The organism is Vreelandella titanicae BH1 (assembly GCF_000336575.1).
GTDB classification, from domain to species: Bacteria; Pseudomonadota; Gammaproteobacteria; order Pseudomonadales; family Halomonadaceae; genus Vreelandella; species Vreelandella titanicae.
This window is the reverse complement of the sequence record NZ_AOPO01000005.1, coordinates 104406-127023: the sequence shown is the minus strand read 5'-3', so window position 1 is coordinate 127023 and position 22618 is coordinate 104406. Positions and strand designations below refer to the sequence as shown.

Here is a 22618-nt window from a genome sequence, read left to right as displayed (position 1 = left end):
TATAGGCAAGCGCAATAGTTAATTAGAGGTTCCCGGACTCGAAGGATCTCCTTATGACACTCCTTATGAGCTTGGTAGGCATGGTCACTCTGGTGGCCATTGCCCTGATCTTCTCCTACGACCGTAAATCGATCCGGCTACGTACCGTGCTGGGCGCCTTTGCTATACAAGCGGGGATTGGTGCCTTTGTACTTTATGTGCCGTTTGGCCAAGCGGTACTACAGGCCATCTCCTCCGGCGTTAGCCAAATTTTGGTGTATGCCAACGATGGTATCGGCTTTCTGTTCGGCGGCTTAGCCGATGTGGATAATGTCGGCTTTGTATTTGCGATCAAAGTACTCCCCGTCATTATCTTCTTCTCCTCGCTGATCGCCGTGCTCTACTACATCGGCATTATGCAGTGGGTGATTCGCATCCTCGGTGGTGCCCTGCAAAAAGCCCTGGGCACCTCTCGCACGGAGTCGCTTTCTGCAACGGCAAATATTTTCGTCGGCCAGACCGAAGCACCTTTGGTGGTGCGTCCGTTTATCGCCCGCATGACGCCTTCGCAGCTGTTTGCCGTTATGTGTGGTGGTCTGGCATCGGTCGCCGGTTCAGTATTGGCGGGCTACGCCGCGCTGGGTATTCCCATGGAGTACTTGGTAGCGGCCTCCTTTATGGCGGCGCCGGGCGGGTTGCTGTTCGCCAAGCTGATCATGCCGGAAACCCAAGACGTTACCGACAGCGACAGCGTTACCAAGGTGGAAGAAGAGATTGAAGCCCTGGAAGATAAACCTGCCAACGTACTGGACGCTGCAGCATCGGGCGCTACCTCGGGCCTAATGCTCGCGGCCAACGTGGGCGCCATGCTACTCGCCTTTATCGCGCTGATTGCGTTGATCAACGGCATCCTGGGTGGCATTGGCGGCTGGGTGGGCTTTGACTCGCTGAGCCTGGAGCTGATCCTGGGCTGGCTGTTTGCCCCGCTTGCCTTCCTGTTGGGTGTACCCTGGGAAGAAGCGACGCTGGCTGGTTCATTCATTGGCCAAAAATTAGTGGTCAACGAGTTTGTCGCCTACATCAACCTAGCGCCTTACATTGATGGGGAACAGGTGGTAGCTGCGACGGGTCAGATGATGACACCGCACACCATGGCGATCCTCTCTTTTGCGCTGTGTGGCTTTGCGAACCTCTCCTCCATTGCGATTCTGCTGGGTGGCCTGGGTAGCATTGCCCCTACCCGCCGCAAAGAGATTGCTCGTTTTGGCGTCAAAGCCGTATTGGCCGGTACACTGTCCAACTTGATGTCGGCCTCGATTGCTGGCTTCTTTATCGCCCTAAGTAACGTCACTGCTTAACGCAGCGGGTTTTACTGAAGGTGGCGGGCACTGCGGCTTTATCCGCAGTGCCCGTTTTTATCTTTTACTGATTTGTGAGAATTCCATGACTGCGACCGCCTCTCCCCATATCGTCCAAGCCGCCCGCCAAGCACTCACCCTCATGGATCTGACGAGCCTGAACGACAACGACACGGACAGCACCATTGAAGCGCTCTGCCAGCAGGTGAAAACGCCCTTTGGCACCCCTGCCGCGGTCTGCGTATACCCACAGTTTATTGTCACCGCCCAGCGTGCCCTTACGGCTCACAAGCTAAACGAGCAGGTGAAGATCGCCACGGTCACCAATTTCCCTAATGGCGACGACGACATTATGGCCGCCGCCCGTGAAACCCGCGATGCGGTTGCCTCCGGCGCCCATGAAGTTGATGTGGTATTTCCCTACCGCGCGTTGATGGCAGGCGACGAAGAGACCGGCCTTGAGCTGGTAGAAATGTGCAAAGCCGCCTGCGCTGGTCAAGCACTGCTCAAAGTGATCATTGAGTCCGGCGAGCTCAAAGAACCTGCGCTGATCAAACGCGCCAGCGAACTGGCCATTGAAGGCGGTGCGGATTTCATTAAAACCTCGACCGGCAAAGTAGCTGTTAACGCTACACTGGAAGCCGCAGAAATTATGCTCAAAGCCATCAAGGCCAGTGGCCAAGACGTTGGTTTTAAAGCAGCAGGTGGCGTCAAAACCGCCGAAGACGCAGCAGAATATTTGGCTCTTGCTAACGATATTATGGGCTCAGGCTGGGCGACGCCCGCTCACTTCCGCTTTGGTGCCTCTAGCCTGCTGGGTAATCTGCTGGCTACGTTGACCGGCAACACCAACGCGGCCACCACTGACGGAGGTTACTAATGTCTGCCAACGCGACTAAACACACCCTTCTTCCCCAGGAGCTGATTCGCCTAAAGCGTGATAACCAGCCGCTGCCCGCGGAAGAGATTAAAGCCTTTGTGCAGGGCATTGCCGATGATCGCATCAGCGACGCCCAAATTGGCGCCTTCACCATGGCCGTGTTTCTCAACGGCATGAGCCGTGAAGAAGTCGTTGCGCTGACCACCGCCACCCGCGACTCTGGCCACGTGATGCAGTGGAGCGATCTAAACCTGCCCGGTCCGATCGTCGACAAGCACTCCACCGGCGGCGTGGGCGATTTGGTTTCGTTGGTGCTCGGCCCCTGGGTCGCCGCCTGCGGCGCCTTTGTACCGATGATCTCCGGTCGCGGCCTGGGCCACACCGGTGGCACCCTGGATAAGCTCGAATCGATCCCCGGCTACGACCCCTACCCTGCCCCTGAGCGCTTCCGCGAGGTGGTGAAAACCACCGGCGTAGCGATTATTGGCCAAACGGGTGATCTCGCCCCCGCCGACAAGCGCATCTACGGCGTGCGCGATGTGACCGCCACCGTGGAATCGATTCCGCTGATTACCGCCTCTATCTTGGGCAAGAAGCTGGCCTCCGGACTGGATGCGCTGGTAATGGACGTTAAAGTCGGCAGCGGCGCTTTTATGCCTACGCCGGAAAAATCCCGCGAACTGGCCAAAAGCATCGCCAATGTGGCCACCCAGGCAGGCACGCCCACCACCGCCCTGCTCACCGATATGAGTCAGCCGCTGGCGCCCTGCGCCGGTAACGCCGTAGAGATCGTTGAGACTCTGGCCCTGCTGCGTGGCGACCGCCCCAACAGCCGCGTGATGCAAGTCACCCGTGAACTGGCCGTGGAAATGCTGATCGCCGGCAGGCTCGCAGGCTCACGTGAAGAAGCACTTACTCAGCTTGAGAAGGCGCTAACCTCTGGCGCAGCTGCTGAAGTATTCGCCCGCATGGTGCACGAACTCGGTGGGCCTAGCGACTTTATGGAACGCTCCGAACACTACCTAGCCAAGGCCGAGGTAATCAAGCCGGTATATGCCGAGCAATCGGGTATCGTGCAACGCATCGATACCCGTGCGGTGGGCATGAGCGTGGTGGAACTGGGTGGTGGTCGCCTGCGCAACGATGCCAGCGTCGATCACAGCGTCGGTTTCACCGACATCGTCGAAATCGGTGAGAGCGTGGATAGCCAGCGCCCCATTGCCATGGTGCACGCCCGCAGTGACGCCGCCGCCGAGCGCGCCGCCGAACAGCTGCGTGCAGCGTTTACAATTGGCGAAGGTGCCGCCAACGCCGACACCCTGCTACAAGACACTTTCCGTGGAGAAGCCTTATGAGCCGCGCGATTGTACTGGTACTTGACTCCTTTGGGATTGGCGCCGCCCCGGATGCCGCGACCTTCGGTGATGAAGGCTCCGACACCTTGGGTCATATAGCCGCCGCTTGCGCCCGTGGTGAGGCGGATAACGCCAACCGTTCTGGGCCACTCAAGCTGCCCAACATGGCCAAGCTGGGACTATTTCATGCCCACCGCGATGCCACGGACAGCGTTGCCGAAGGCGTCACGCTGCCGGAAAGCCTGGAAGGCGCTTACGCCCACGCCAAAGAAATTTCCAGCGGCAAAGATACCCCCTCCGGCCATTGGGAAATTGCCGGTGTCCCGGTACGCTTTGAGTGGGGCTACTTTCTGGATAAAACCGACAGTTTCCCCCTTGAGCTGCTCGACGCCATCGTGCAAGAAGCCGATCTCACTGGGGTGATTGGCAACTGCCACGCCTCTGGCACCGAGATCATCTCTCGCCTGGGTGAAGAGCACATAGCCACCGGCAAACCCATCGTTTATACCTCGGCGGATTCAGTGTTTCAGATCGCCGCTCACGAAGAGCATTTCGGCCTTGAACGGCTTTATAAGCTGTGCGAAACCGTCCGCGAACTGCTTGAGCCCTACAATATTGGCCGTGTGATTGCGCGTCCGTTTATCGGCGAAGACAGCACCACTTTCACCCGCACCGGCAACCGCCGCGACTACAGCGTTGAGCCGCCCTCACCCACCGTGCTGCAAAAGCTTGATGATGCCGGCGGCGAAGTAGTCTCGATTGGTAAAATTGCCGACATCTACGCCCACTGCGGCATTACTCACAAGGTAAAAGCCAGCGGCCACGATGCACTAATGGACGCCACGCTCAAAGAGATCGCGCGCACCAACCAACGCGACGAAGGCGAGCGCGCCATGATCATGACCAACTTTGTCGATTTTGACTCGGTCTATGGCCACCGCCGGGATGTGCCGGGCTACGCCGCCGCGCTGGAAGATTTCGACGCCAAGCTGCCTAAGCTCCTGGCTGCGCTAAGCGAAGATGATCTGCTGATTCTCACCGCCGATCACGGCTGCGACCCCAGTTGGCACGGCACCGAGCACACCCGCGAGTACATCCCCATTCTGGTACACGGCCCCGGCTTTACCCCCGGCCCGCTGGGCGAGCGCGGCACCTTTGCCGATATTGGCCAAACCCTGGCCGACTTTTTCCTGTTACCGGCCATGGCCGATGGCAAAAGCTTTCTACCCGACGCCGCTTAAAGGAGACCTTTGATGGCAACCCCACATATTAACGCTGCTCCCGGTGATTTTGCCGATACCGTACTGATGCCCGGCGACCCGCTGCGCGCCAAATACATCGCCGATACTTACCTGGAGAACGTGCGCCAGGTCAACGACGTGCGCAGCATGTTCGGCTACACCGGCACCTACAAAGGCCGCGAGATATCCGTGATGGGCCACGGCATGGGCATTCCGTCGGTCTCCATCTACGCCAAAGAGCTGATCACCGACTACGGCGTTAAATCGCTGATTCGTGTGGGCTCCTGCGGCGCGGTGCGCGACGATGTCAACGTCCGCGATGTGGTCATCGGCATGGGCGCCAGCACCGACTCCAAGGTCAACCGCATGCGCTTTAACGACCACGACTTTGCTGCTATTGCCGACTTCGAACTGACTCAGCACGCGGTGGCTGCCGCCAAGGCCAAAAACGTGCCGGTCAAAGTGGGCAACATCTTCTCTGCAGACTTGTTCTACAACCCGCAAACCGAAATGGCTGAAATGCTCAAGCGCTACGGCATTGTCGGCGTCGAGATGGAAGCCGCAGGTCTTTACGGCGTCGCCGCTGAGTTTGGCGCCCGCGCCATGACCATCTGCACCGTGTCGGATCACATCCTGAAAGGCGACTCGCTCTCCAGCGCCGACCGTCAAACCACCTTCGACGATATGATGCTGATTGCACTGGACACAGTACTTCGCGACGACGCTGCCCGCGCTTAGGGCGTTGAAGCGGCCAAAAGGAAAAGTGATGGATCAAGTATTGGAAGAGATCGTTCAAAAGTTGTTAAACGCGCGGGCTAACGCTTATGTGCCCTACTCCGCGCATCCGGTGGCGTCGGTGATGGTGACTCCCGATGGTCAGCAGTTTGCCGGCACCAACGTGGAGGTGGCGCACTACAAAGGCTTGTGTGCTGAAGCCTCGGCCATTTCCGCCATGGTGACCACAGGCCAACGCCAGCTGGCGACCGTCTACGTCATGGGCCCCGCTGATCACCTCTGTACGCCCTGCGGCGATTGTCGTCAGCGCATTCGCGAGTTCGCCACGCCAGAGACTCAGATCAAGGTGCTATCCGGCAGCGGCGAACTGCTCAAAACCTACACCATGGAAGCACTGCTCCCCGACGCCTTCGGGCCGGAGCAGTTGCCGCCGCGTTAACTCGTTTCCCGTAACACCAGCGCCACCGGCAGCGATACGTGCCGGGGCGCTTCTCCCGCCTTCGCTTCTGCCAGTAGTGCCATGCTCGTCTCGGCTATCTCGGCAATATCCTGCCGTACGGTGGTGAGCCCAGTGGCGAGGGTGGGCAGGTCATCAAAGCCTGTCACCGCGACCTGAAAAGGCACTTCAATCCCACGGTCTTCCAGCGCGGCCACACAACCCAACGCTAGTTCGTCGGTGGCGCACACCAGCGCATCAAAAGGCAGTGGTTGGGCACCCTCTTGATATAAATAGCGATTTAAATAGCGATAGCTGTTAAGAGAGTCTGACGCGAAGCGGTGCGGTAGGCTAATCAAGCATTCGGCAAACCCAGCCTCTGCCAACGCCCGCCGGTAGCCCTCCAAACGGCTATGGGGACGCGGCACCTCTAGCTCGCCGCCCATAAACGCCAGCCGCCTGCGACCCTGAGTAATGAGGTGGTGGGTCATCTCATATAGCCCCTGCCGATCGTCCGGGGCGACGGAAAAGCCTTCCCCGGCATCACCTATGCGCACAAAAGGAATCGCAGCGGCCTTAAGCAGCGCTGGGCGCTCATCGTCTGGGGCTTCACCAAGCAAAATAGCTGCCCCCGCGCGTTCGGGTAATTCAGCGGTTTGTTGGTGATTAAAGAACACCGGCACCATACCCTGCTGATGAAGGGCCACGGTAAGGTGCTGGTAGAGCAAGATATAGTAAGGACGTAGCTCGATATCCTGACGGCCAAGAGAGATGCCTACCACCGCCGTTTTACCGCTTATTAGCTGACGAGCCGCGGCGCTGGGTTGGTAGGCCACTTCATGGCTAATCGCCAAAATCTTCTCACGCAGGGCGTCACTGAGCCCTGGCTTGCCGTTAAGGGCCCGGCTGACCGAGGCAATCGATACCTGGGCTCGCCGGGCAATTTCTCGGATGGTGGCCGTTTGGGCGCTTTGTTGACTCTTTATCACCGAATCTCTCACCGGCTATTTCCCGCCCTGTCTCTCACTTGTAATGCGTCCAGTGTGCCGAAAAACGCCCGGCGTTGCGACGCTGATTACACGGCAATGTCCAGGCTGCGATCTTCCTGACTGGAGATAACACAGGCATCAAGAACGGTTTGAATCGCCGCGCCGCGGGCAAAGTCCGGCTGGTCGTTTTGACCACTGCGGATGCTTTCCACAAAACGCTGATAGATACTGGGTGTTGGTGGTGCCTTCACTGTGCTCCAGCGCGCCGGGTGAACGTCACCGTCCAAACACACCTGCACGTCGTCTTTTGAGGCGTCTAAATCGACGCGAATAGCACCTTTATCGCCGTGTACACTCAGGGTTAACGAGTTATGGTGCCCGGTCGCCCAACGGGTGGCTTGAATGGTGCCCTTGGCCCCATTGGCAAACGTCACTCGCATTAGCGCGGTGTCGTTGGCATCCAACAAATAGTCACCAATCCGGTTGTCTGGAGCTTTTTCAAAACAGGTCAGTTCGCAGTTAACGCGAGTAATATCACCGACCGGAAAGCTGGCAAAATCGACAATGTGAACACCCACATCGCCCAGTACACCTTTGCTGCCATGGGCTTCCGAGAGCCGCCATAGCCACTGGCTCTCCTGATCCCAGCGCCCCCACTCATTGCTGACCAGCCAACTTTGCCGGTAGCTGGCATCTACGTGGCGAACTTGACCAATCGCCCCAGCGGTAATCAGCGCGCGAGCGTGCTGAATGGCCGGGGCATCGCGATAGCTAAAATTGACCATATTGATGACCTTGGCGGCCTGCGCCGCTTGGGCCATTTCATGCGCATCATCCGCATTCGTCGCCAGCGGCTTTTCGCACAGAATGTGCTTACCTGCGGTGATCGCGGCCAGTGACGTGCGCTTATGAACACCATCTGGCGTGACGTTGCTAACGGCTTGGATATCTTCCCGCGCCAGCATAGCTTCCAGGTCGTCATACGCATCGGCGATACCAAAACGGCCAGCAAAGTCGCGGGCCTTGGCCAGCTCCATATCGCACACCGCCACTACTTCCACCCCCTCGATCCGGCTAAAGTGCTTGGCGTGTTCCCCCGCCATACTGCCAGCGCCAATTATCGCTAAACGGATCATTTGAAGCCCTCCTCGCCAGGTTTATGCAGCCCTTCGCCTTTGATTTCCACCGGGTTGGGGGCCTGGTCGGCAGGAATATTAGGGCAGTTGTCGATCCAGCGGGAGCCTTCCGGGCGCGCCCATTTCACAGCGTTCTTCAGCACGGTTTTTACTTGTTCGTTGTAATAGATCGGATAGGTTTCGTGACCTGGGCGGAAGTAGAAAATCTTGCCGTTGCCGCGCTTGTAGGTCAGCCCTGAACGGAATACCTCACCGCCCTCAAAGGCGCTGATAAAAATCACTTCATCGGGGTTTGGCACCGCAAATGGCTCGCCGTACATTTCAGTATGCGGCAGTTCGATATAGTCGCCCAGGCCCTGAACGATAGGGTGACCAGGGTTAACGACCCACAGCCGCTCGCGCTCTCCCGCTTCCCGCCACTTGAGTGAGCAGGTCGTGCCCATCAGGCGTTTGAAGATTTTTGCGTAGTGCCCAGAATGCAGCACAATTAGCCCCATCCCCTGCAACACGCGCGCCTGCACGCGGTCGACAGTTTCCTCCAACACATCGCCATGGGCAGCGTGGCCCCACCACAGCAGCACATCGGTATTCTCGAGAGTCTCTTCACTTAAACCCTGTTCGGGATCTTGCAAGGTAACCGCGTTGGCGTGGATACCCTCCGCTTCGTTTAAACCTTCCGCGATGCAGTGATGCATACCTTCTGGATAAATTCGCGCCACGACTTCATTGGTTTGTTCGTGGACGTTTTCACCCCAAACGGTAACGTTAATGGTCATCTATTCTCCTTAGCCATAGCTGGTTAACAGCACAAAAGCAGCTTAAAAGTGCTGCATAACCCACAAAGTAAACGCTTACCTCGAATACGTAAACGTTTACTCATGTGCAACTTTAGTCGCTAACCCACTTATAGTGCCTAGACCATCACCATTGGCATCGCGACGAAGTTATCCGTATTCTGAAACGCAACCTCGCGCTTTAGCGTGACTCACGATGCGTGTTTAATTATTTGCTTCTAACAACAGGCTGTTTCTAAAAACAGGAGAACGCCATGGCTGGTTTACTACCCAACGTCGACCCCGACGGCTTGCTTGAATACTCGGTGGTCTACACAGACCGTTCGCTGAATCACATGTCACAGCAGTTTCAAGGTGTGATGCGGGATATTTCAGCCACGCTGAAAGAGGTGTACAACGCCCAAGCGGCCGTTATCGTGCCCGGTAGCGGCACCTTTGGCATGGAAGCGGTGGCGCGCCAGTTTGCCGTTGACCAGAAAACCTTGGTTATTCGTAACGGCTGGTTCAGCTACCGCTGGACGCAAATTATTGAGATGGGCCGCTTAACCGACCAGCACACGGTGCTTAAAGCACGGCGTCTAAAGGCCGATGAGCCTCGCTCGCCTTTTCAGCCAGTGCCCATTGAGGAGGCCGTCGCGCAGATTCGTAGCGAAAAACCTGCCGTTGTGTTCGCCCCGCAAGTCGAAACCTCTGCGGGCTTGCTACTTCCGGATGACTATATTCAAGCGCTCGCCGAAGCCACTCACGAGGTAGGTGGCCTGTTTGTACTGGATGCCATTGCCGCGGGCACTCTGTGGGTGGATATGCAGGCACTCGGCATTGATGTGGTGGTAAGCGCGCCGCAAAAAGGCTGGAGCGGTTCGCCCTGCTGCGCCATGGTAATGCTCTCGGAACGTGCCACGCAGCGCTTGAGTGAGACCCAGAGCAACAGCTTTGCCTGCGATTTGGGCAAGTGGCACAGCATTATGCAGGCCTATGAAAATGGCGGGCACGCCTACCACGCCACCATGCCTACCGATGCACTGCGGCAATTACGGGACATTATGCAGGAGACCCGTGTTTATGGCTTTGCCAAGGTAAAAGAGGAGCAGCAGGCGATTGGCCGGGAAGTCCGCGCCATGCTTAAACGCCACGGTTTTGTGAGCGTTGCTGCGGAAGGTTTTGAAGCCCCAGGCGTAGTGGTGTGCTATAGCGACGATAGTGGCTTAGTGGGCAAACTTGCCCAGGCGGGCGTGCAAGTGGCGGGCGGCGTACCGCTAATGTGCGATGAAGGCGATAACTTCCAAACCTTCCGCATCGGTCTATTTGGCCTCGATAAGCTGCACCACACAGAGCGCAGCGTGAACAGCTTAGAGCAGGCGATTAAAGCAGTGGTTTAAGGTAAAGAAGGCAGAGCCCGCTATTTTAATAGCGGGCTTTAGGTCACATATAGCCCACGCCCCGCGGCATCATGCCCAGATGATTTTCGACTTGGGTAACCCCTGGCACGTTTTCCGCAGCAACGGTTACCGCCTGCTTCTGTTCAAGGGATTCGACCAGCCCCCATACCTCCACAGCGCCGCCATCCACAATCACGCTAATGCCTTCAACTTGTACGCCGGTATTATTCTCAACTTCTTTGAGAATAGCCTCACGAATTTGGCGATCATCCGTGGGCGACTGGGTTGGCGCCACTGCGGCATTGGCGATACCCTGGAGCAAGTTAGCACGGCTAACAATACCCACTAACTTGCCATCACGTAGCACAGGCACCCGCTTGATATGATGTTTTTCCAGCATTCGCGCAATGGTATGCAGCGGCGTGTTCTCTTCCACGGTCATTGGATTCGGGGTCATGACCTCATGGGCTTTACGACCATGGGACTTAACATAGTCGCCAGCATCCTTGCCGCCGGTAAACAGCGATAACCACCAGGAGTGTCCATGATCACTGTCACTTTTTACCCGGCGCATTAAATCACCTTCGCTGACAATGCCAATCACCCGCCGTTCACTATCTACGACAGGCACCGCACTAATACGGTGCTTGAGCAGCAGTTGCGCAATTTCACGTACTTCGGCGTCAGGCCCCACACTCACCACTTTGGGCGTCATAATATCGATAGCTTGCATTGTACTCCTCCTTGAACTCAACCTTTAAAGACTGAGCCGCAGATGCAGATTATCCTGCTTGTTCTTTGAGCCTAGCTCGCTGCTGAAGATTTGCCCATGCTGGCCAGCGATCTCAAAGAACGCATTGAGGCTGAGTTGACCTAGCGCAGTTTATTGGCACTTTAGTTATTTACTTTCCTTCACCACGCTGCTCTCTTCGACTTTCTCGACATCGACAATGCCCGAGCGGCTAACGACAACCTTCCAGCGGGCCAAGTAAGGAGTATCTTCGCTGCCCGTCTCCCGAATCACTAAGTTAAACAGATGACGACGCTCGACGCCCTCGCGAACCGCTTGGCCATCTTTTAAACGATAGATGTGATGCTTGCCCTTACTCATTAGTCGGGTAAGCATCGAGATATCCAGATTGAGCGTTTCGCGGGTATGCTCGTAGCCGCTCAAAAAGCGCGTAGGCGACATACGTGAGCTTGAACGATAGTGCAGCACCACTTCTTCACGCTGGGCTACCGTACGGCGGCGCATCTGCTTGATATCATCGCCCAGCGATGCGTAGCGCTTGTAGTCAAACCACTCCAACTGGCGGCCCACCACGGCGTTGCGCGTGGGGTCTAAATACTGGCGCCGCCACTTGGGACGGCCTTTACGCAGCCAGCGCCACAGGGTATTGCGCAAATCATCCTTAAACACTTCGCGCAGGGCGTAGAGCAGCGCCATGGCTAATACGAACAGCGCGGTGATATCTCCCAGAGCATTACGCAACTGCAGCACGCCTAACGATACAAAGGCCATTACCACGGCGGTGGCAAGCGCTTTGACCGCTTTTTGCTCGCCGCCACCCAGCTCCAATGCCTCTTGTTTCAGGGTAATCGGGTGCTCAATCAGGCGCCGCAACAAGCGCATTTTATTCGACATCCGCGTGGGATCAGCCATCACGCGCTCGGCGTTGTACTGCTGTTCGCGGCGATACTCGCCCTCCCGGTGACACACGCTAATAAAACGTCGGCGAATATCGGTAAACTCTCCGCCGCGGGGCATGTGTGCCACCAGCGCCAGCAGCTGTTGCTCGGTAAACCAGGAGAGGTAGTTATCGATATTGGCAAAGTACTTATATAGACTTTCGTCATCAGGCTGGTGGCGACGCAGCCGCTTGAGAATACCATCGCTCAAGTCGATCATCTCATGCAGTTGGTCACGTAGGGCAACGGCACTCTCTTGCACCTCACTGTTCTCTTCGCGCTCCTCTTGGCGAGCATGGCGCAGCTTATTGGCATTCACCAACATTGCTCGAGTAGTGCGCTCCATCGCTTCCACGTATTGATAGGCGTAGAGACTCAAGCTCAACCGATACGAGTCGCTGCCGAGCCGATTACGGCTGGCCAGCCGACTGTGCACCAGCGGTAAGAGATACTCGTCACTGTAGTAGGTGCGCGAGACATTGATAGCGGCATGATAAAAGGCTTCTTCTGAGATAAGCTGGGTGCTTAATCCCAAATCGCCAGGCACAAAAAGATAGACGTCGAGGTTATGCGATGTCTCTTCCTTGAGCCGCCGGGTAAGACGCAGCTGAAAGCTGTTTTTACGCTCAACGTTGATCAACTCATCAATCTCCTACTCCTTTGCCTAACGCGATGATATACCATGGCTAACTTGATCATGGCGCTACCTAAAGCCACCCCTCTGCTCACCTCTTCACCTATGGAGCTAGGAAATGTCCATTGCCCGTTTTTCACCCTTTGAGCTGCTGCTATTAAAGAGCCGCAGCCAAGTGGATACGGCAACCCTGCTGCTGTTGGCCTGGGTGCTGGTGCACCGTCAACATGTTTCAGAGGGGCAGCGGCGCCGCCGCCTGGCTCAGGTGACCGCACAGTTTCGCCACGGGCATGAGCTGGGGCCAGTAATGAGTATTGCCCGTAGCCAAGACTTGCAAGCGATCCAACTAGCTGCCGAGGTGGTTCGCAAAGAATGCGGCACAGAACGCAGCCTGAGCGTTATTCATCAAGCGATTACCGTCGCCACTGACGACGGCGAGCTGTCCCTGGCCAACCACTATATTTTGCGTTTTTTGGCCGACCTGCTAAGTATCGCACCAATGACCTTGAATACTCTGTTTAAAGAGCTCACCGGCACACCCCTTGCCACACCCGAAGACCCCAGCCGTGATGCTTACTGGCAGGCACACGACCCAGATTATCATGCCCGAAAAGCACGCGAAGCCGAGGCCGCTGAGCAGTACCACCAACAGGCCAATGCTCGGGCCGAACAGCAGCAACAACAGAAAGAGCGACGCCACCAGCAAAAGCAACAAAAACAGCAGGAGAAACAGCAACGCCAGGAGCAGGCTCGCCAAGCCCGCGAACAGGAACAGCAGCGCCAGCGTGAACAGACGCGCCAACAGGAGCAGGAACGGCAACGGCAACAACAGCAGCGCGAACAGGCCGAGCGCGAACGGCGCCGCTCTCGCCAGCAAGATTCTCGTCACCAGCATCGCCAACAAGAGCATCGCCAGCAGCGCGCCTCACCGCCGCCCGATCGCACCACGCGGGCGCTTTCGGTGCTGGGACTTACCCCAGGTGCCACCCGGGTAGAGGTTCGCCACGCCTATCGGCGGATGGCGCAGCTCCACCATCCAGACCGCTTCTATTCGGAAAGTGAACAACAGGTCGCCTTGGCCTCAGCGCGGTTTCAGCGTATTAAAAACGCCTATGATTATTTGATGCAAACTTACTAAGACCATGTAACGCTAGACGTTTCGCAGGATGCACTGGCCCATGAGAATAAATTGACCCTATGCGCGATTTGTACCAGCGCCTCGCGGTTTCCCCCGAGGCCAACGAACAAGAAATCAGCCAAGCCGTGGCTAGCTGCCAGCATAGCGCGCTACGCCAGGATGCCGAGGCGGTGTTCGCGGTTGCCGAACGCCGCGAAACCTACGATACGCTGCACGACACCGTCAGCGATATCGGAAAGCTACGAGCGCGCCTGGGGCTCAGCCACGGCGCCCACTGGCAGGGCGATGTCGCCAACGACTTTTCGCTGCCGCCGGATCACGCCATTTCCCGTCACGACGAACTGGTCGACCGCGTTAGCCACGCGGTCTCGTTGTACAACCGTTGGCGCCGCTGGCGGGGCCCGTGGCTACTCATCGCCGTGTTCGCCACCGGGGCTGGCATAGGAATCGCTCTGGGGCTTGCCCTGTGCCTGGGGCTTTTGCCGATGTGACGCAGCACGATTATTCGTATTATCGTGCCTGCGTGCCTGTTCATCCTGGCGAATCTCAGCTTTTGTCGGACGCGGCGCGGGCTTCGGAGGTGTTGGTTTCTTATGCTCCTGTGGGTTGAAGTCACTTGCTTGCGTCGCGCTATGCTTGCCTTGTTCACTCTCAGGCGAAGTGTTTTCTTGCCCGGCTTGTTCTTGCGAGCCCTCTTCTAAAGAGAATGAAGTACCCGCGGTCGCCTCCATGCGGTCTTCAGCGCGTGCTTCCATACTGACACTAAGACGCGGCACGCCCAGGTCAATCTCTTGAGCTTCCATACGCTGCTTCAGCAACAGGTTAAACGCCCGCGAGACATCCCACTGCATCTCCGGCGCGGTGCGAAAGCGCATGCGTAAAATGGGGCAGCCATCTTCAAAGCCCTGAACGCCCTGCATCTCCAGCGGCGACCAGATGTAGTGGCGCATCATCGGATCACGGCGCAGCTCCTGGGCAGTCTCCTGCATCAGCGTAATCGCATCGTCGATTTTCATATCAAACGGAATGCGTATTCGCATCAGCGCGATGCCGAACTGGCGGGACATGTTATGAATCGACTCAATGCGGCTAAAGGTGATGATGTGCACAATGCCATCCAAATCGCGTAGCCGCACAGTGCGCAGCGTCAGCCCCTCGACCGTGCCCATATGGTTATTGATCTGCACGAAGTCATCGACCGCTAACGAATCTTCGATCAAGATAAAAATACCGGTAATCAAATCCTGCACTAACGTTTGCGCACCAAAACCGATCGCCAGACCGATCACACCAGCACCCGCCAGCAGCGGTGTGACGTTGACACCCAAATTAGCCAACCCGGCGATAACGGCAATAATCAGAATGGTTACAAAGATGACGTTGCGGATCATCGGCGTGATGGTTTGCGCCCGGGCCTGATTGACCCGCCGCCCACGTGAACGGGCTGACGATGTTAGCGCTCGCTGAATGGCGGTATCGGCAAATATCCATACCAGCCATGCAAGCAACACCGTGGCCCCCAAGCTAACCAGCGCTTGGCCAATCCGCGCGCTGGCCACGGCTTGTTGGCCCAAACCGAAGAACGAACTGCCCCACACCTGCATTGAGAGTTCGGCAAACACCATCCACGAGCAGATGTGCGCCAACACGAAGCCGAAGCGCTCTAAACGTTTACGATACTGGCTATAACGGCGGCGGTGGCGACGCTTACCCATCCGTTCCGCTTGGCGGCGCAGCAACCCGGTGACTACCAGTGTCAGTACCAGCAGGCTGGCGGAAATAATCGAGCGCGCCAGAGCAGTGCCCACATCGCCCACGGTGATAAAAATCGCCAGCAGCGAACCACTCACCAGCAGCAGTGCGGGTATGTGCCATAGCCCCCCCAGGGAGCGAATCATTTCGACCGCGGTGCTGGCGTCACGCCGCTGCTTGAAGGGCCGGTTGCAAATCAGGTGGCGCACGGGGCGCTTAAACTTGAGAATAAACCGCGCTGCAAGCAACGCCGCGAGCATATTGGAAAGCACAGAGGCTAGGCTCGACAGCTCGCTACCCAGCATTTCAACGAGACGAGTGGAGTTGACCGCGTCGCCAAGCGCAATCAAAGCACCAATCACAAACAGCCCGCGCAGCGCACGCTGTTGAAGCAGTTGAACCGCAGTAAAACGATGGCCACGGCTAAAGAACGCGATGACTGTTTCAAACACCACCGATAGCGCCCTGCCACACAGGCAGATATAGGCCACTACCAATACTAGCGTACGCCCAGGGCTATCGGGCAGCACCTGGCCAATCCCCAAGGTAATGGCAAACGACAGTGCCCAGGGCAGCATGCGACGCAAAAAGTGCACTGCCATCAGCCAGCCCTTGGGATCCCGAGGCAGATCCAACGGCCACTCACGCCGGGTAGCGATCATGCGCCCAAAGGCAATCATCAGCACCAACAGTACGCCCCAAACCAAGGCCAGCACCGCCCCTTCGGCAATCGCTCGAATCGCCTCCCCCTGGTCGGCATCATCGTTAAGCGCGCGCAAATCATCTACGCCCTGAACCAGCTGGCGTGACCACTGATCAACCGGCGAATCCCCCGCCTGGGCCTGATCACCCAGGTCACTTAAGGTATCGGCGAGAGCACCCAGTAATCCTTGGCGTACTACGCCCTCATCTGCGCTGGCAGCGTCTGCGGTTACCTGCAATTCGCGTAGCGATTTAAGCAACTCTGTGCGCCGCTCTTCGTTTTCAAGCATGGTGATGACGTCAGTGAGCGACTTCTGAAACTCTTCACCGCTAACGTCAGCGCTTTCCTCTTCGGAACCGCTGCTCAGGCCGGGCAGCGACACCGTTTGCGCCTGGGCCTGAGTGATTGCCGTACTCGTCATTGCTAGGCTTGCCAATACAAACAAGACAAAACCTATTAACGAATTGATTAACCAGTGCTGTCGCACGCCTTACTCCTGAAAATTAGCTTAGATGGCGTCCTGCTTATCATTTGCCGCCGCTATGGCCCGTCATACGCTCAGTCTCAACGCGTGACTATGATAGGCTGAAGACTTAAACGTTCACCTCAAGGACGCCGAGATGACGCTACAAGCTCCACCTAACCGCTTAAACAGCCAGGGGAAAATCCGGCACGTTGGCATTGAAATCGAGTTCGCTGGCCTACCGCCCCGAGACACGGCGATGATCGTACGTGAACTGTTTGGCGGGGAGCTTAACGTGGTAAGCCCCCATCGGCTACTCGTTGAGGATACCCGCTGGGGCGAATTTGGTATCGAGCTCGACACCCAATACGCACATCCCGACAAATCGCTGGCCGACGACCCTCACCCAGAAGATAGCGAGTGGGCGCGCCATCAGCATCAACGCCGGGTCGAGTTCCATCACAAAACCCGCGAGCTGATTGGCGACATGGTCACAGGCCTGGTGCCTACCGAAATCGTTTGCCCACCGATACCTTGGAATGAGCTGGAAGATTTAGACGCGCTGTTCGAGACACTACGAGAGCATGGCGCTAAGGGCACCGATGCCAGCCTGCTGTATGGGTTCGGCTTACACCTAAACCCTGAAGCGGAGCGTTTCGACGTTGACTATTTGCTAGCCATGCTGCGTGCGTACCTGCTGCTGGCTGGCTGGCTGCGCGACGAAATTAAAGTCGATATTACCCGTGAGATGCTGCCCCACGCGAATCCATTTCACAAAGCCTATGCGTTAAAAATACTGGATAGCCACTATTCGCCTGATCTCGACACGTTAATTGACGACTACTTGCACCATAATCCCACGCGCAATCGCGAGCTGGATATGCTGCCGCTATTTGCCTATCTACGCCCCGACCACTCTCATGAATTGCTGCATACGCAGCTTACCAAGCCGCGCCCCACCTTTCACTACCGCTTACCCAACGCTCAGCTTTCCCAGCCGGGGTGGGGCTCAGTGACCGAGTGGAATCGCTGGGTGGAAGTCGAGAAACTTGCCGCTAATTCTGAGGTGTTACTCGCTCGCTGCGCTGAATATATCGCCGACCATAACCGACCGATGCTGACCCGCGTAAAAGAAAAACTAGTTCGTTTGCTTCGCCGCGAACACTGATTGTGTTGTAGAGCCCAGCTATATAAAACCCGTTTAGCATTCTTCATTTCCTGTCACAGTGAGTAACTATCCACATGACTCGGCCGCTTATCGGAATTACTACCTCTGACCAAAAAAGCCACTTAGCGTGGTGGTTTGATTGGTTCGCCGTCTGGCGGCATGGCGGCAAACCGTTGCGGTTATCGCCTTCGCGCCCGCAGCCGGAAAGCCTGGACGGCTTGATCATTGGCGGCGGCGACGATATTCAGGCCCACCTCTACGGTGGCGAAGTACAATTAGATGTTCGTTTAGATCCTGCAAGGGATGAGCTGGAGCTAGCCCTGCTTGAACGTTTTATTCCGCTGCATACACCGGTGCTGGGTATTTGCCGAGGGGCACAATTAATCAACGTGCATCTTGGTGGCACACTGGATCCCGATATCTACACCACCCACGAAGGGTTAAAACGGCGACGCACCGTTCTGCCGCGCAAAACCGTTGATATCGTGGGGGCAAGTAAGTTGCACCGCCTGCTAGGGGTTACCTGGTGTCGGGTTAACAGCCTACATCATCAAGCCGTTTACCAGGCGGGCAGAGGAATTGAAATCGTTGCACGCGACCGGGATGGCTTGGTGCAGGGCATTGAGTCACCGGAGCACGACTTCTTGATTGGCGTGCAGTGGCACCCGGAGTGGCTGATTTTCAATCGCCCCCAGCAGCGCTTGATTCGCGCGCTGGTGAGGGCGTCAGAGCGGCATGCTACACGGCATACGAGCTAGCTCAGCACCGCCAAGGCAGCCTCATAATCAGGCTCGTTCTTCAACTCGCTCACCAGCTCGCTATGCAGCACCCGGTTATCGGCATCCAGTACGACGACTGCACGGGCGCAAAGACCTTCCATGGAGTTGTTGCACAGCGCTACGCCCCAGGCTTCGCGAAACTCGGGGTGGCGGAAAGTAGACAGCGTTTCGACGTTATCCAATCCTTCCGCGCCACAAAAGCGTTTGGCTGCAAAGGGTAAATCCGCGGAGACGACCAATACCACGGTGTCGGCAAGGTTAGACGCCAGCTCGTTAAAGTGACGCGTGGACATGGCACAAGTGGGCGTATCCACACTGGGGATGATATTGAGCACTTTATGCTTTCCTGCGTACGTATCGAGCGTAACGTCTTGCAGATCGGTGTTGGTCAGCGTCATCGCCGGTGCCGCCTGCCCTTTTGCAGGCAGTGTGCCAGCCACATCCAGCGGTTCGCCTGCACGGGTAATCTGTTGCATTATTGTCTCCTTATGATGTGCATAATTAATGCGTTCTTACCATTTAAGCAGCCATGGTAGGCTATTTTCACGCCTTTGCGCTCTTCCTGAAAGGCCTTTGTTCAATGTTTGCGTTTCATCATACCGAGGGAGTGATATGGCCTGTGTATTGATCGTTAAAACCGGCGACGCTTTTCCGGAAGTCGTCGACCAGCACGGTGATTTTGAAAGGCTATTTATAAAGCAGCTTAACATCGCGCTGCCCGCGCATTTAGAACTACAGGTGTGGGATGCAACCCGCCAACCCAGCGCACCTGAACTTAATACACTCGCGGGTATTGTGATTACCGGTTCGCACAGCATGGTCAGTGAGGCGGAACCCTGGAGCGAAGCACTGAAGCCGTGGCTGAAGGAGGTGCTGGCAAACGACATTCCCATGCTAGGCGTTTGCTATGGCCACCAGTTAATGGCCGCCGCTTTTGGTGGCATGAGTGACTACCACCCGGCTGGCCGCGAATCGGGCACGCGCACCGTGCGACTCACCCAAGCGGGCCAGCAAGACCCGCTGTTTAGCCAACTACCGGAAAGCTTTGCCGCCCACCTGACCCATGCCCAGTCGGTGATGCAGGCGCCCCAAGGTTGCACGGTGCTGGCCCATAACAGCCACGACGCCCACCAGGCGCTGCGCTACGGCCCGCGCCAGTGGAGCGTGCAGTTTCACCCGGAATTTACGGCGCCGGTGATGCGTGCCTACCTTGAACGCCAACGCGCCGCCCTACGCGACCAAGGCGAAGAGCCCGACACCCTGCTGGCGAACATTACTGACTGCCAAGAGGCCTCCAGCCTACTGCGACTTTTTTTGGCATTTGTATAGCCCTTAGCCATTGGCAATCGAAAGCTACTTACGCTGATCACGCCGAGAGGCCAGCCGATCTGCCAGCCGCGTTGGCTCAGGTAGCTTGGTACGCCCCAAGCAGCGCAACACCCAGGCCAGCGAGGTTTCTAAAGTGATCCGGTGGCCAGGTGATACGTACACGGGCTTGACCTTGGTGCGGGAACGCAAAACGGCACCAATGGTTTCCTGCCCCGCGGAGAGTGGCACCCAGTCGCCGCGCTGCTCGCCCACCTCGGCGTGTTGGCCATATAGGCGTGACTTGGCAATACCGATGGTAGGTAGATCGAGCCATAGCCCTAGGTGAGCCGCCACGCCTAACCGGCGTGGGTGTGCAATCCCCTGGCCGTCGACCATCACCAGTTCAGGCATCACGCTGAGTTTTTCAAACGCGCCTAGCGCGGCGGGGATTTCTCGAAACGAAAGCAAGCCGGGGATATACGGCATTCGGGTGGGCTCGCGATGGACGACCTGTTCCACCACGCTTAAATCGGGTGCGGTGGCAGGATCCCATTTCAATACCACCACCGCTGCCCGAGTGATTTCGCCGCCCTCTTCGAACCCAATATCCACCCCGGCGATATGCGTTATCGGCGCTAGGCGATCAGTAAGTTCCAATCGCCTCGCCAACTGCAACTGCAGCGCCATCGCTTCCTTGGGTGCCAGATTCCATTCGTGTAGTGGTGCGGACATGGTTTCCTCCTTGAAGTGGTGAATGGTGAATGGTGAATGGTGAATGGTGAATGGTGAATGGTGAATAAGGTAGCAAAAAAACGCCCCCGCACCAGTAACGGTACGAGGGCGTCGAGATCTTCTCAGTTGCCGCTTGGCGGCAGCTGATTAATCCTTACATTGATGAAGACCTAGGCGCGTTCGCGACGACGAACCGGCGCATCACCTTCGTCACGACGACGGCGTGGAGCGCGCTCAGCCGGTGCGCTGTCTTCGCTGATTTCCAACGGACGACCGGCCACACGGGCACGGGCCATCTTGGTCAGAATCGTCGAGGGCAAGCCGCTCGGCAGTTCGACCACAGAGAAAGCGTTGCGAATATCGATACGACCGATACGCGCGCCTTCAATGCCGCCTTCATTGGCGAGGGCACCGACTAGTTGGCCAGGCTTGACGCCATCTTTATGACCAACCGATACGCGGTAGCGCGTCATACCTTCAGTTGGCGCACCAGTGCGTTCGCGGCGTGCACCCGGCTTACCGCCAGACGCTCCATCACGCGAGGGCTTCTCTTTGCGCGGCGCCTGCAGGCGACCGATCGGCGCTTCGTCAGCACGCGCCATAGCGGCAAACGCACAAGTCAGCTCGATCGGGTCATGGCCTTCTTCGATCAGACGCTCAATCAGCGCACGCTGCTCTTCGGCGCCCTTCGTTAAGGAGGCGATAACACGCTGATAGAAGACGTCATCGCGATGGGCACGAATAGCGGCTTCATCAGGTAGCGGCATTTCGGTCATTTTCTGACCGGTTGCCTGCTCCATCCAGCCCACTTTGCGGCCTTCACGGAAGCCAGCAAAGGTAATCGCGATACCGCTACGGCCCGCACGACCGGTACGGCCAATACGGTGCGTATAAGCCTCTGCATCTTGAGGCAGATCGTAGTTGATAACGTGAGTGATACGCGACACGTCAAGACCACGGGCAGCTACATCGGTAGCGATCAGTACGTCGACTTTGCCACGCTTCAAGCGCGTAATAGTACGCTCACGCAGGCTCTGATCAAGATCACCGGACAGGCCAGCAGCGTTAACGCCACGAGCAGTCAACTGCTCAACGAGCGTGGTACAAGCGGCACGGGTACGTACAAAGACGATGGCCCCATCGACCGGCTCGACTTCAAGAATACGCGAAAGAGCTTCAAGCTTAGCGCCACCATCAACACGCACAATGCGCTGTTCGATGTTTTCGCCGGTCGTGGTGCCCGACTCAATCGCGACTTTCACTGGGTTAACCAAGTAACGGTTAACGATGCGCTCGATTTCAGTGGGCAGTGTCGCTGAGAAGAACACACGCTGAGCATCTTTCGGGGTATCGGCAACCACGCGTTTTACGTCGTCGATAAAGCCCATGCGCAACATTTCATCAGCTTCGTCCAGCACTAGGGCGGAGAGGCCATCAAGCTTCAGGCTACCGCGGTCCAGGTGGTCGATAATCCGGCCGGGGGTACCGACAACCACTTGCGCGCCACGCTTAAGGGCGCCCAGCTGTTCACGGTACTCTTGGCCACCACATAGGGTCGCAACTTCGAGACCTTTCAGGTTTTGGCCATATTTACTAAACGAGGCAGCTACTTGCTGAGCCAATTCGCGGGTTGGCGCCATAACCAACACTTGGGGCTCACGGCGAGTCAGCTCTAAACGTGACAGTAACGGTAATGCAAACGCTGCGGTTTTGCCGGTACCCGTCTGGGCCTGGCCCAGCATATCGCGGCCTTCAAGCAACGCAGGAATAGTTTGTGCCTGAATCGGCGAGGGAACGAGGTAGCCCTGTGATTCAACAGCAGACAGAACGGCAGGCAAAAGAGCCAGATCGCCGAAGCTCGGCGAGGCGACAGAAGTCGAGGTCATTAATCACACCTTGGTAGGCCGGCAAGTACCGGCAAAAAACATCATAAGCGTCTCTGACTCAGTCATCGCACAACGACATGAAGA

21 protein-coding genes are annotated in these 22618 nt (G+C 57.0%); 12 read left to right on the top strand and 9 right to left on the bottom strand.

The annotated features are described in order from the left end of the window. The first annotated feature begins 53 nt into the window (after positions 1-53). The 6 genes from HALTITAN_RS11335 (at position 54) to cdd (ending at position 5987) form a co-directional block, all read left to right on the top strand. The gene (locus HALTITAN_RS11335; RefSeq protein ID WP_009287198.1) at positions 54-1337 is read left to right on the top strand and encodes a NupC/NupG family nucleoside CNT transporter; all 1284 of its coding nucleotides are present in this window, start codon (positions 54-56) and stop codon (positions 1335-1337) included. A gap of 85 nt (positions 1338-1422) precedes the next feature. Continuing rightward, positions 1423-2217, top strand: coding sequence for a deoxyribose-phosphate aldolase (gene deoC / locus HALTITAN_RS11330; RefSeq protein WP_009287197.1), 795 nt, complete (start codon positions 1423-1425; stop codon positions 2215-2217). Then, a complete protein-coding gene (gene deoA / locus HALTITAN_RS11325; RefSeq protein WP_009287196.1) occupies positions 2217-3572 on the top strand; it encodes a thymidine phosphorylase in 1356 nt (451 codons plus the stop codon). The genes deoC and deoA overlap by 1 nt, the downstream gene beginning before the upstream one ends. Next, on the top strand, positions 3569-4813 hold the full coding sequence (locus HALTITAN_RS11320; protein WP_009287195.1) for a phosphopentomutase: 1245 nt from the start codon (positions 3569-3571) through the stop codon (positions 4811-4813). Before deoA ends, HALTITAN_RS11320 begins: the two co-directional genes overlap by 4 nt. Positions 4814-4825: 12 nt before the next feature. After that, positions 4826-5551 (top strand): purine-nucleoside phosphorylase, encoded by a 726-nt coding sequence (deoD, locus tag HALTITAN_RS11315; RefSeq protein ID WP_039859262.1) that lies wholly within the window; start codon positions 4826-4828, stop codon positions 5549-5551. Between the two features lie 28 nt (positions 5552-5579). Further along, positions 5580-5987 (top strand): cytidine deaminase, encoded by a 408-nt coding sequence (gene cdd / locus HALTITAN_RS11310; protein ID WP_039859261.1) that lies wholly within the window; start codon positions 5580-5582, stop codon positions 5985-5987. Here the strand turns inward: cdd and HALTITAN_RS11305 are convergent. The 3 genes from HALTITAN_RS11305 to HALTITAN_RS11295 all read right to left on the bottom strand — a co-directional run bounded on the left by HALTITAN_RS11305 (position 5984) and on the right by HALTITAN_RS11295 (position 8885). Next, on the bottom strand, positions 5984-6973 hold the full coding sequence (locus HALTITAN_RS11305; protein WP_039859260.1) for a LacI family DNA-binding transcriptional regulator: 990 nt from the start codon (positions 6971-6973) through the stop codon (positions 5984-5986). The genes cdd and HALTITAN_RS11305 overlap by 4 nt on opposite strands. A gap of 86 nt (positions 6974-7059) precedes the next feature. Further along, positions 7060-8109 carry a Gfo/Idh/MocA family protein gene (locus tag HALTITAN_RS11300; RefSeq protein ID WP_039859259.1) on the bottom strand — a complete coding sequence of 350 codons (1050 nt, stop codon included), beginning with the start codon at positions 8107-8109 and terminating at the stop codon, positions 7060-7062. After that, positions 8106-8885, bottom strand: coding sequence for a ThuA domain-containing protein (locus HALTITAN_RS11295; RefSeq protein WP_009287192.1), 780 nt, complete (start codon positions 8883-8885; stop codon positions 8106-8108). The genes HALTITAN_RS11300 and HALTITAN_RS11295 overlap by 4 nt, the downstream gene beginning before the upstream one ends. Positions 8886-9157: 272 nt before the next feature. Here HALTITAN_RS11295 and HALTITAN_RS11290 point away from each other — a divergent pair, with 272 nt between their 5' ends. Beyond that, positions 9158-10282, top strand: a complete 1125-nt coding sequence (locus HALTITAN_RS11290) for an aminotransferase class V-fold PLP-dependent enzyme (protein ID WP_009287191.1) — start codon at positions 9158-9160, stop codon at positions 10280-10282. 43 nt (positions 10283-10325) lie between these two features. Here HALTITAN_RS11290 and HALTITAN_RS11285 read toward each other — a convergent pair whose 3' ends face one another. Both HALTITAN_RS11285 and HALTITAN_RS11280 read right to left on the bottom strand, forming a co-directional pair. Further along, on the bottom strand, positions 10326-11015 hold the full coding sequence (locus tag HALTITAN_RS11285) for a CBS domain-containing protein (protein ID WP_027959889.1): 690 nt from the start codon (positions 11013-11015) through the stop codon (positions 10326-10328). A gap of 165 nt (positions 11016-11180) precedes the next feature. Continuing rightward, complete coding sequence (locus HALTITAN_RS11280) at positions 11181-12611, bottom strand: hypothetical protein (RefSeq protein WP_009287189.1); 1431 nt, start codon at positions 12609-12611, stop codon at positions 11181-11183. 112 nt (positions 12612-12723) lie between these two features. Between HALTITAN_RS11280 and HALTITAN_RS11275 the strand changes: the two genes are divergently transcribed. Beyond that, positions 12724-13743: a J domain-containing protein gene (locus HALTITAN_RS11275; RefSeq protein WP_027959891.1), complete on the top strand. Its 1020-nt coding sequence runs from the start codon at positions 12724-12726 to the stop codon at positions 13741-13743. Positions 13744-13802: 59 nt separating this feature from the next. Next, positions 13803-14234, top strand: coding sequence for a hypothetical protein (locus HALTITAN_RS11270; RefSeq protein ID WP_022520651.1), 432 nt, complete (start codon positions 13803-13805; stop codon positions 14232-14234). On the opposite strand, the gene HALTITAN_RS11265 is transcribed toward HALTITAN_RS11270, so the two are convergent. Beyond that, entirely contained in the window at positions 14151-16685 is a 2535-nt protein-coding gene (locus HALTITAN_RS11265) for a mechanosensitive ion channel family protein (protein ID WP_009287188.1), read from the bottom strand. The genes HALTITAN_RS11270 and HALTITAN_RS11265 overlap by 84 nt on opposite strands. A gap of 133 nt (positions 16686-16818) precedes the next feature. Here HALTITAN_RS11265 and HALTITAN_RS11260 point away from each other — a divergent pair, with 133 nt between their 5' ends. Together HALTITAN_RS11260 and HALTITAN_RS11255 are read left to right on the top strand one after the other, a co-directional pair. Next, positions 16819-17829, top strand: a complete 1011-nt coding sequence (locus HALTITAN_RS11260) for an amidoligase family protein (protein ID WP_009287187.1) — start codon at positions 16819-16821, stop codon at positions 17827-17829. Positions 17830-17903: 74 nt separating this feature from the next. Beyond that, positions 17904-18587, top strand: a complete 684-nt coding sequence (locus tag HALTITAN_RS11255; protein WP_035538585.1) for a gamma-glutamyl-gamma-aminobutyrate hydrolase family protein — start codon at positions 17904-17906, stop codon at positions 18585-18587. Here the strand turns inward: HALTITAN_RS11255 and tpx are convergent. Next, positions 18584-19084 (bottom strand): thiol peroxidase, encoded by a 501-nt coding sequence (gene tpx, locus HALTITAN_RS11250; protein WP_039859258.1) that lies wholly within the window; start codon positions 19082-19084, stop codon positions 18584-18586. The two genes, HALTITAN_RS11255 and tpx, sit on opposite strands and share 4 nt — an antisense overlap. 136 nt (positions 19085-19220) lie before the next feature. Between tpx and HALTITAN_RS11245 the strand changes: the two genes are divergently transcribed. Then, on the top strand, positions 19221-19937 hold the full coding sequence (locus HALTITAN_RS11245; protein WP_039859257.1) for a glutamine amidotransferase: 717 nt from the start codon (positions 19221-19223) through the stop codon (positions 19935-19937). 24 nt (positions 19938-19961) lie between these two features. Here HALTITAN_RS11245 and nfi read toward each other — a convergent pair whose 3' ends face one another. Both nfi and HALTITAN_RS11235 read right to left on the bottom strand, forming a co-directional pair. Continuing rightward, positions 19962-20648 (bottom strand): deoxyribonuclease V, encoded by a 687-nt coding sequence (gene nfi / locus HALTITAN_RS11240; RefSeq protein ID WP_009287185.1) that lies wholly within the window; start codon positions 20646-20648, stop codon positions 19962-19964. Positions 20649-20818: 170 nt separating this feature from the next. Continuing rightward, positions 20819-22534 carry a DEAD/DEAH box helicase gene (locus HALTITAN_RS11235; RefSeq protein WP_009287184.1) on the bottom strand — a complete coding sequence of 572 codons (1716 nt, stop codon included), beginning with the start codon at positions 22532-22534 and terminating at the stop codon, positions 20819-20821. Positions 22535-22618 lie beyond the last annotated feature (84 nt).

Coding starts and splice junctions, on each gene's coding strand:
- HALTITAN_RS11290 (WP_009287191.1), top strand. CDS start 9,158: ATGGCTGGTTTACTACCCAACGTCGACCCCGACGGCTTGCTTGAATAC.
- tpx (WP_039859258.1), bottom strand. CDS start 19,084: ATGCAACAGATTACCCGTGCAGGCGAACCGCTGGATGTGGCTGGCACA.
- HALTITAN_RS11320 (WP_009287195.1), top strand. CDS start 3,569: ATGAGCCGCGCGATTGTACTGGTACTTGACTCCTTTGGGATTGGCGCC.
- nfi (WP_009287185.1), bottom strand. CDS start 20,648: ATGTCCGCACCACTACACGAATGGAATCTGGCACCCAAGGAAGCGATG.
- deoD (WP_039859262.1), top strand. CDS start 4,826: ATGGCAACCCCACATATTAACGCTGCTCCCGGTGATTTTGCCGATACC.
- HALTITAN_RS11260 (WP_009287187.1), top strand. CDS start 16,819: ATGACGCTACAAGCTCCACCTAACCGCTTAAACAGCCAGGGGAAAATC.
- HALTITAN_RS11275 (WP_027959891.1), top strand. CDS start 12,724: ATGTCCATTGCCCGTTTTTCACCCTTTGAGCTGCTGCTATTAAAGAGC.
- HALTITAN_RS11235 (WP_009287184.1), bottom strand. CDS start 22,534: ATGACCTCGACTTCTGTCGCCTCGCCGAGCTTCGGCGATCTGGCTCTT.
- HALTITAN_RS11255 (WP_035538585.1), top strand. CDS start 17,904: ATGACTCGGCCGCTTATCGGAATTACTACCTCTGACCAAAAAAGCCAC.
- HALTITAN_RS11270 (WP_022520651.1), top strand. CDS start 13,803: ATGCGCGATTTGTACCAGCGCCTCGCGGTTTCCCCCGAGGCCAACGAA.
- deoA (WP_009287196.1), top strand. CDS start 2,217: ATGTCTGCCAACGCGACTAAACACACCCTTCTTCCCCAGGAGCTGATT.
- HALTITAN_RS11335 (WP_009287198.1), top strand. CDS start 54: ATGACACTCCTTATGAGCTTGGTAGGCATGGTCACTCTGGTGGCCATT.
- HALTITAN_RS11245 (WP_039859257.1), top strand. CDS start 19,221: ATGGCCTGTGTATTGATCGTTAAAACCGGCGACGCTTTTCCGGAAGTC.
- HALTITAN_RS11300 (WP_039859259.1), bottom strand. CDS start 8,109: ATGATCCGTTTAGCGATAATTGGCGCTGGCAGTATGGCGGGGGAACAC.
- cdd (WP_039859261.1), top strand. CDS start 5,580: ATGGATCAAGTATTGGAAGAGATCGTTCAAAAGTTGTTAAACGCGCGG.
- HALTITAN_RS11285 (WP_027959889.1), bottom strand. CDS start 11,015: ATGCAAGCTATCGATATTATGACGCCCAAAGTGGTGAGTGTGGGGCCT.
- HALTITAN_RS11295 (WP_009287192.1), bottom strand. CDS start 8,885: ATGACCATTAACGTTACCGTTTGGGGTGAAAACGTCCACGAACAAACC.
- deoC (WP_009287197.1), top strand. CDS start 1,423: ATGACTGCGACCGCCTCTCCCCATATCGTCCAAGCCGCCCGCCAAGCA.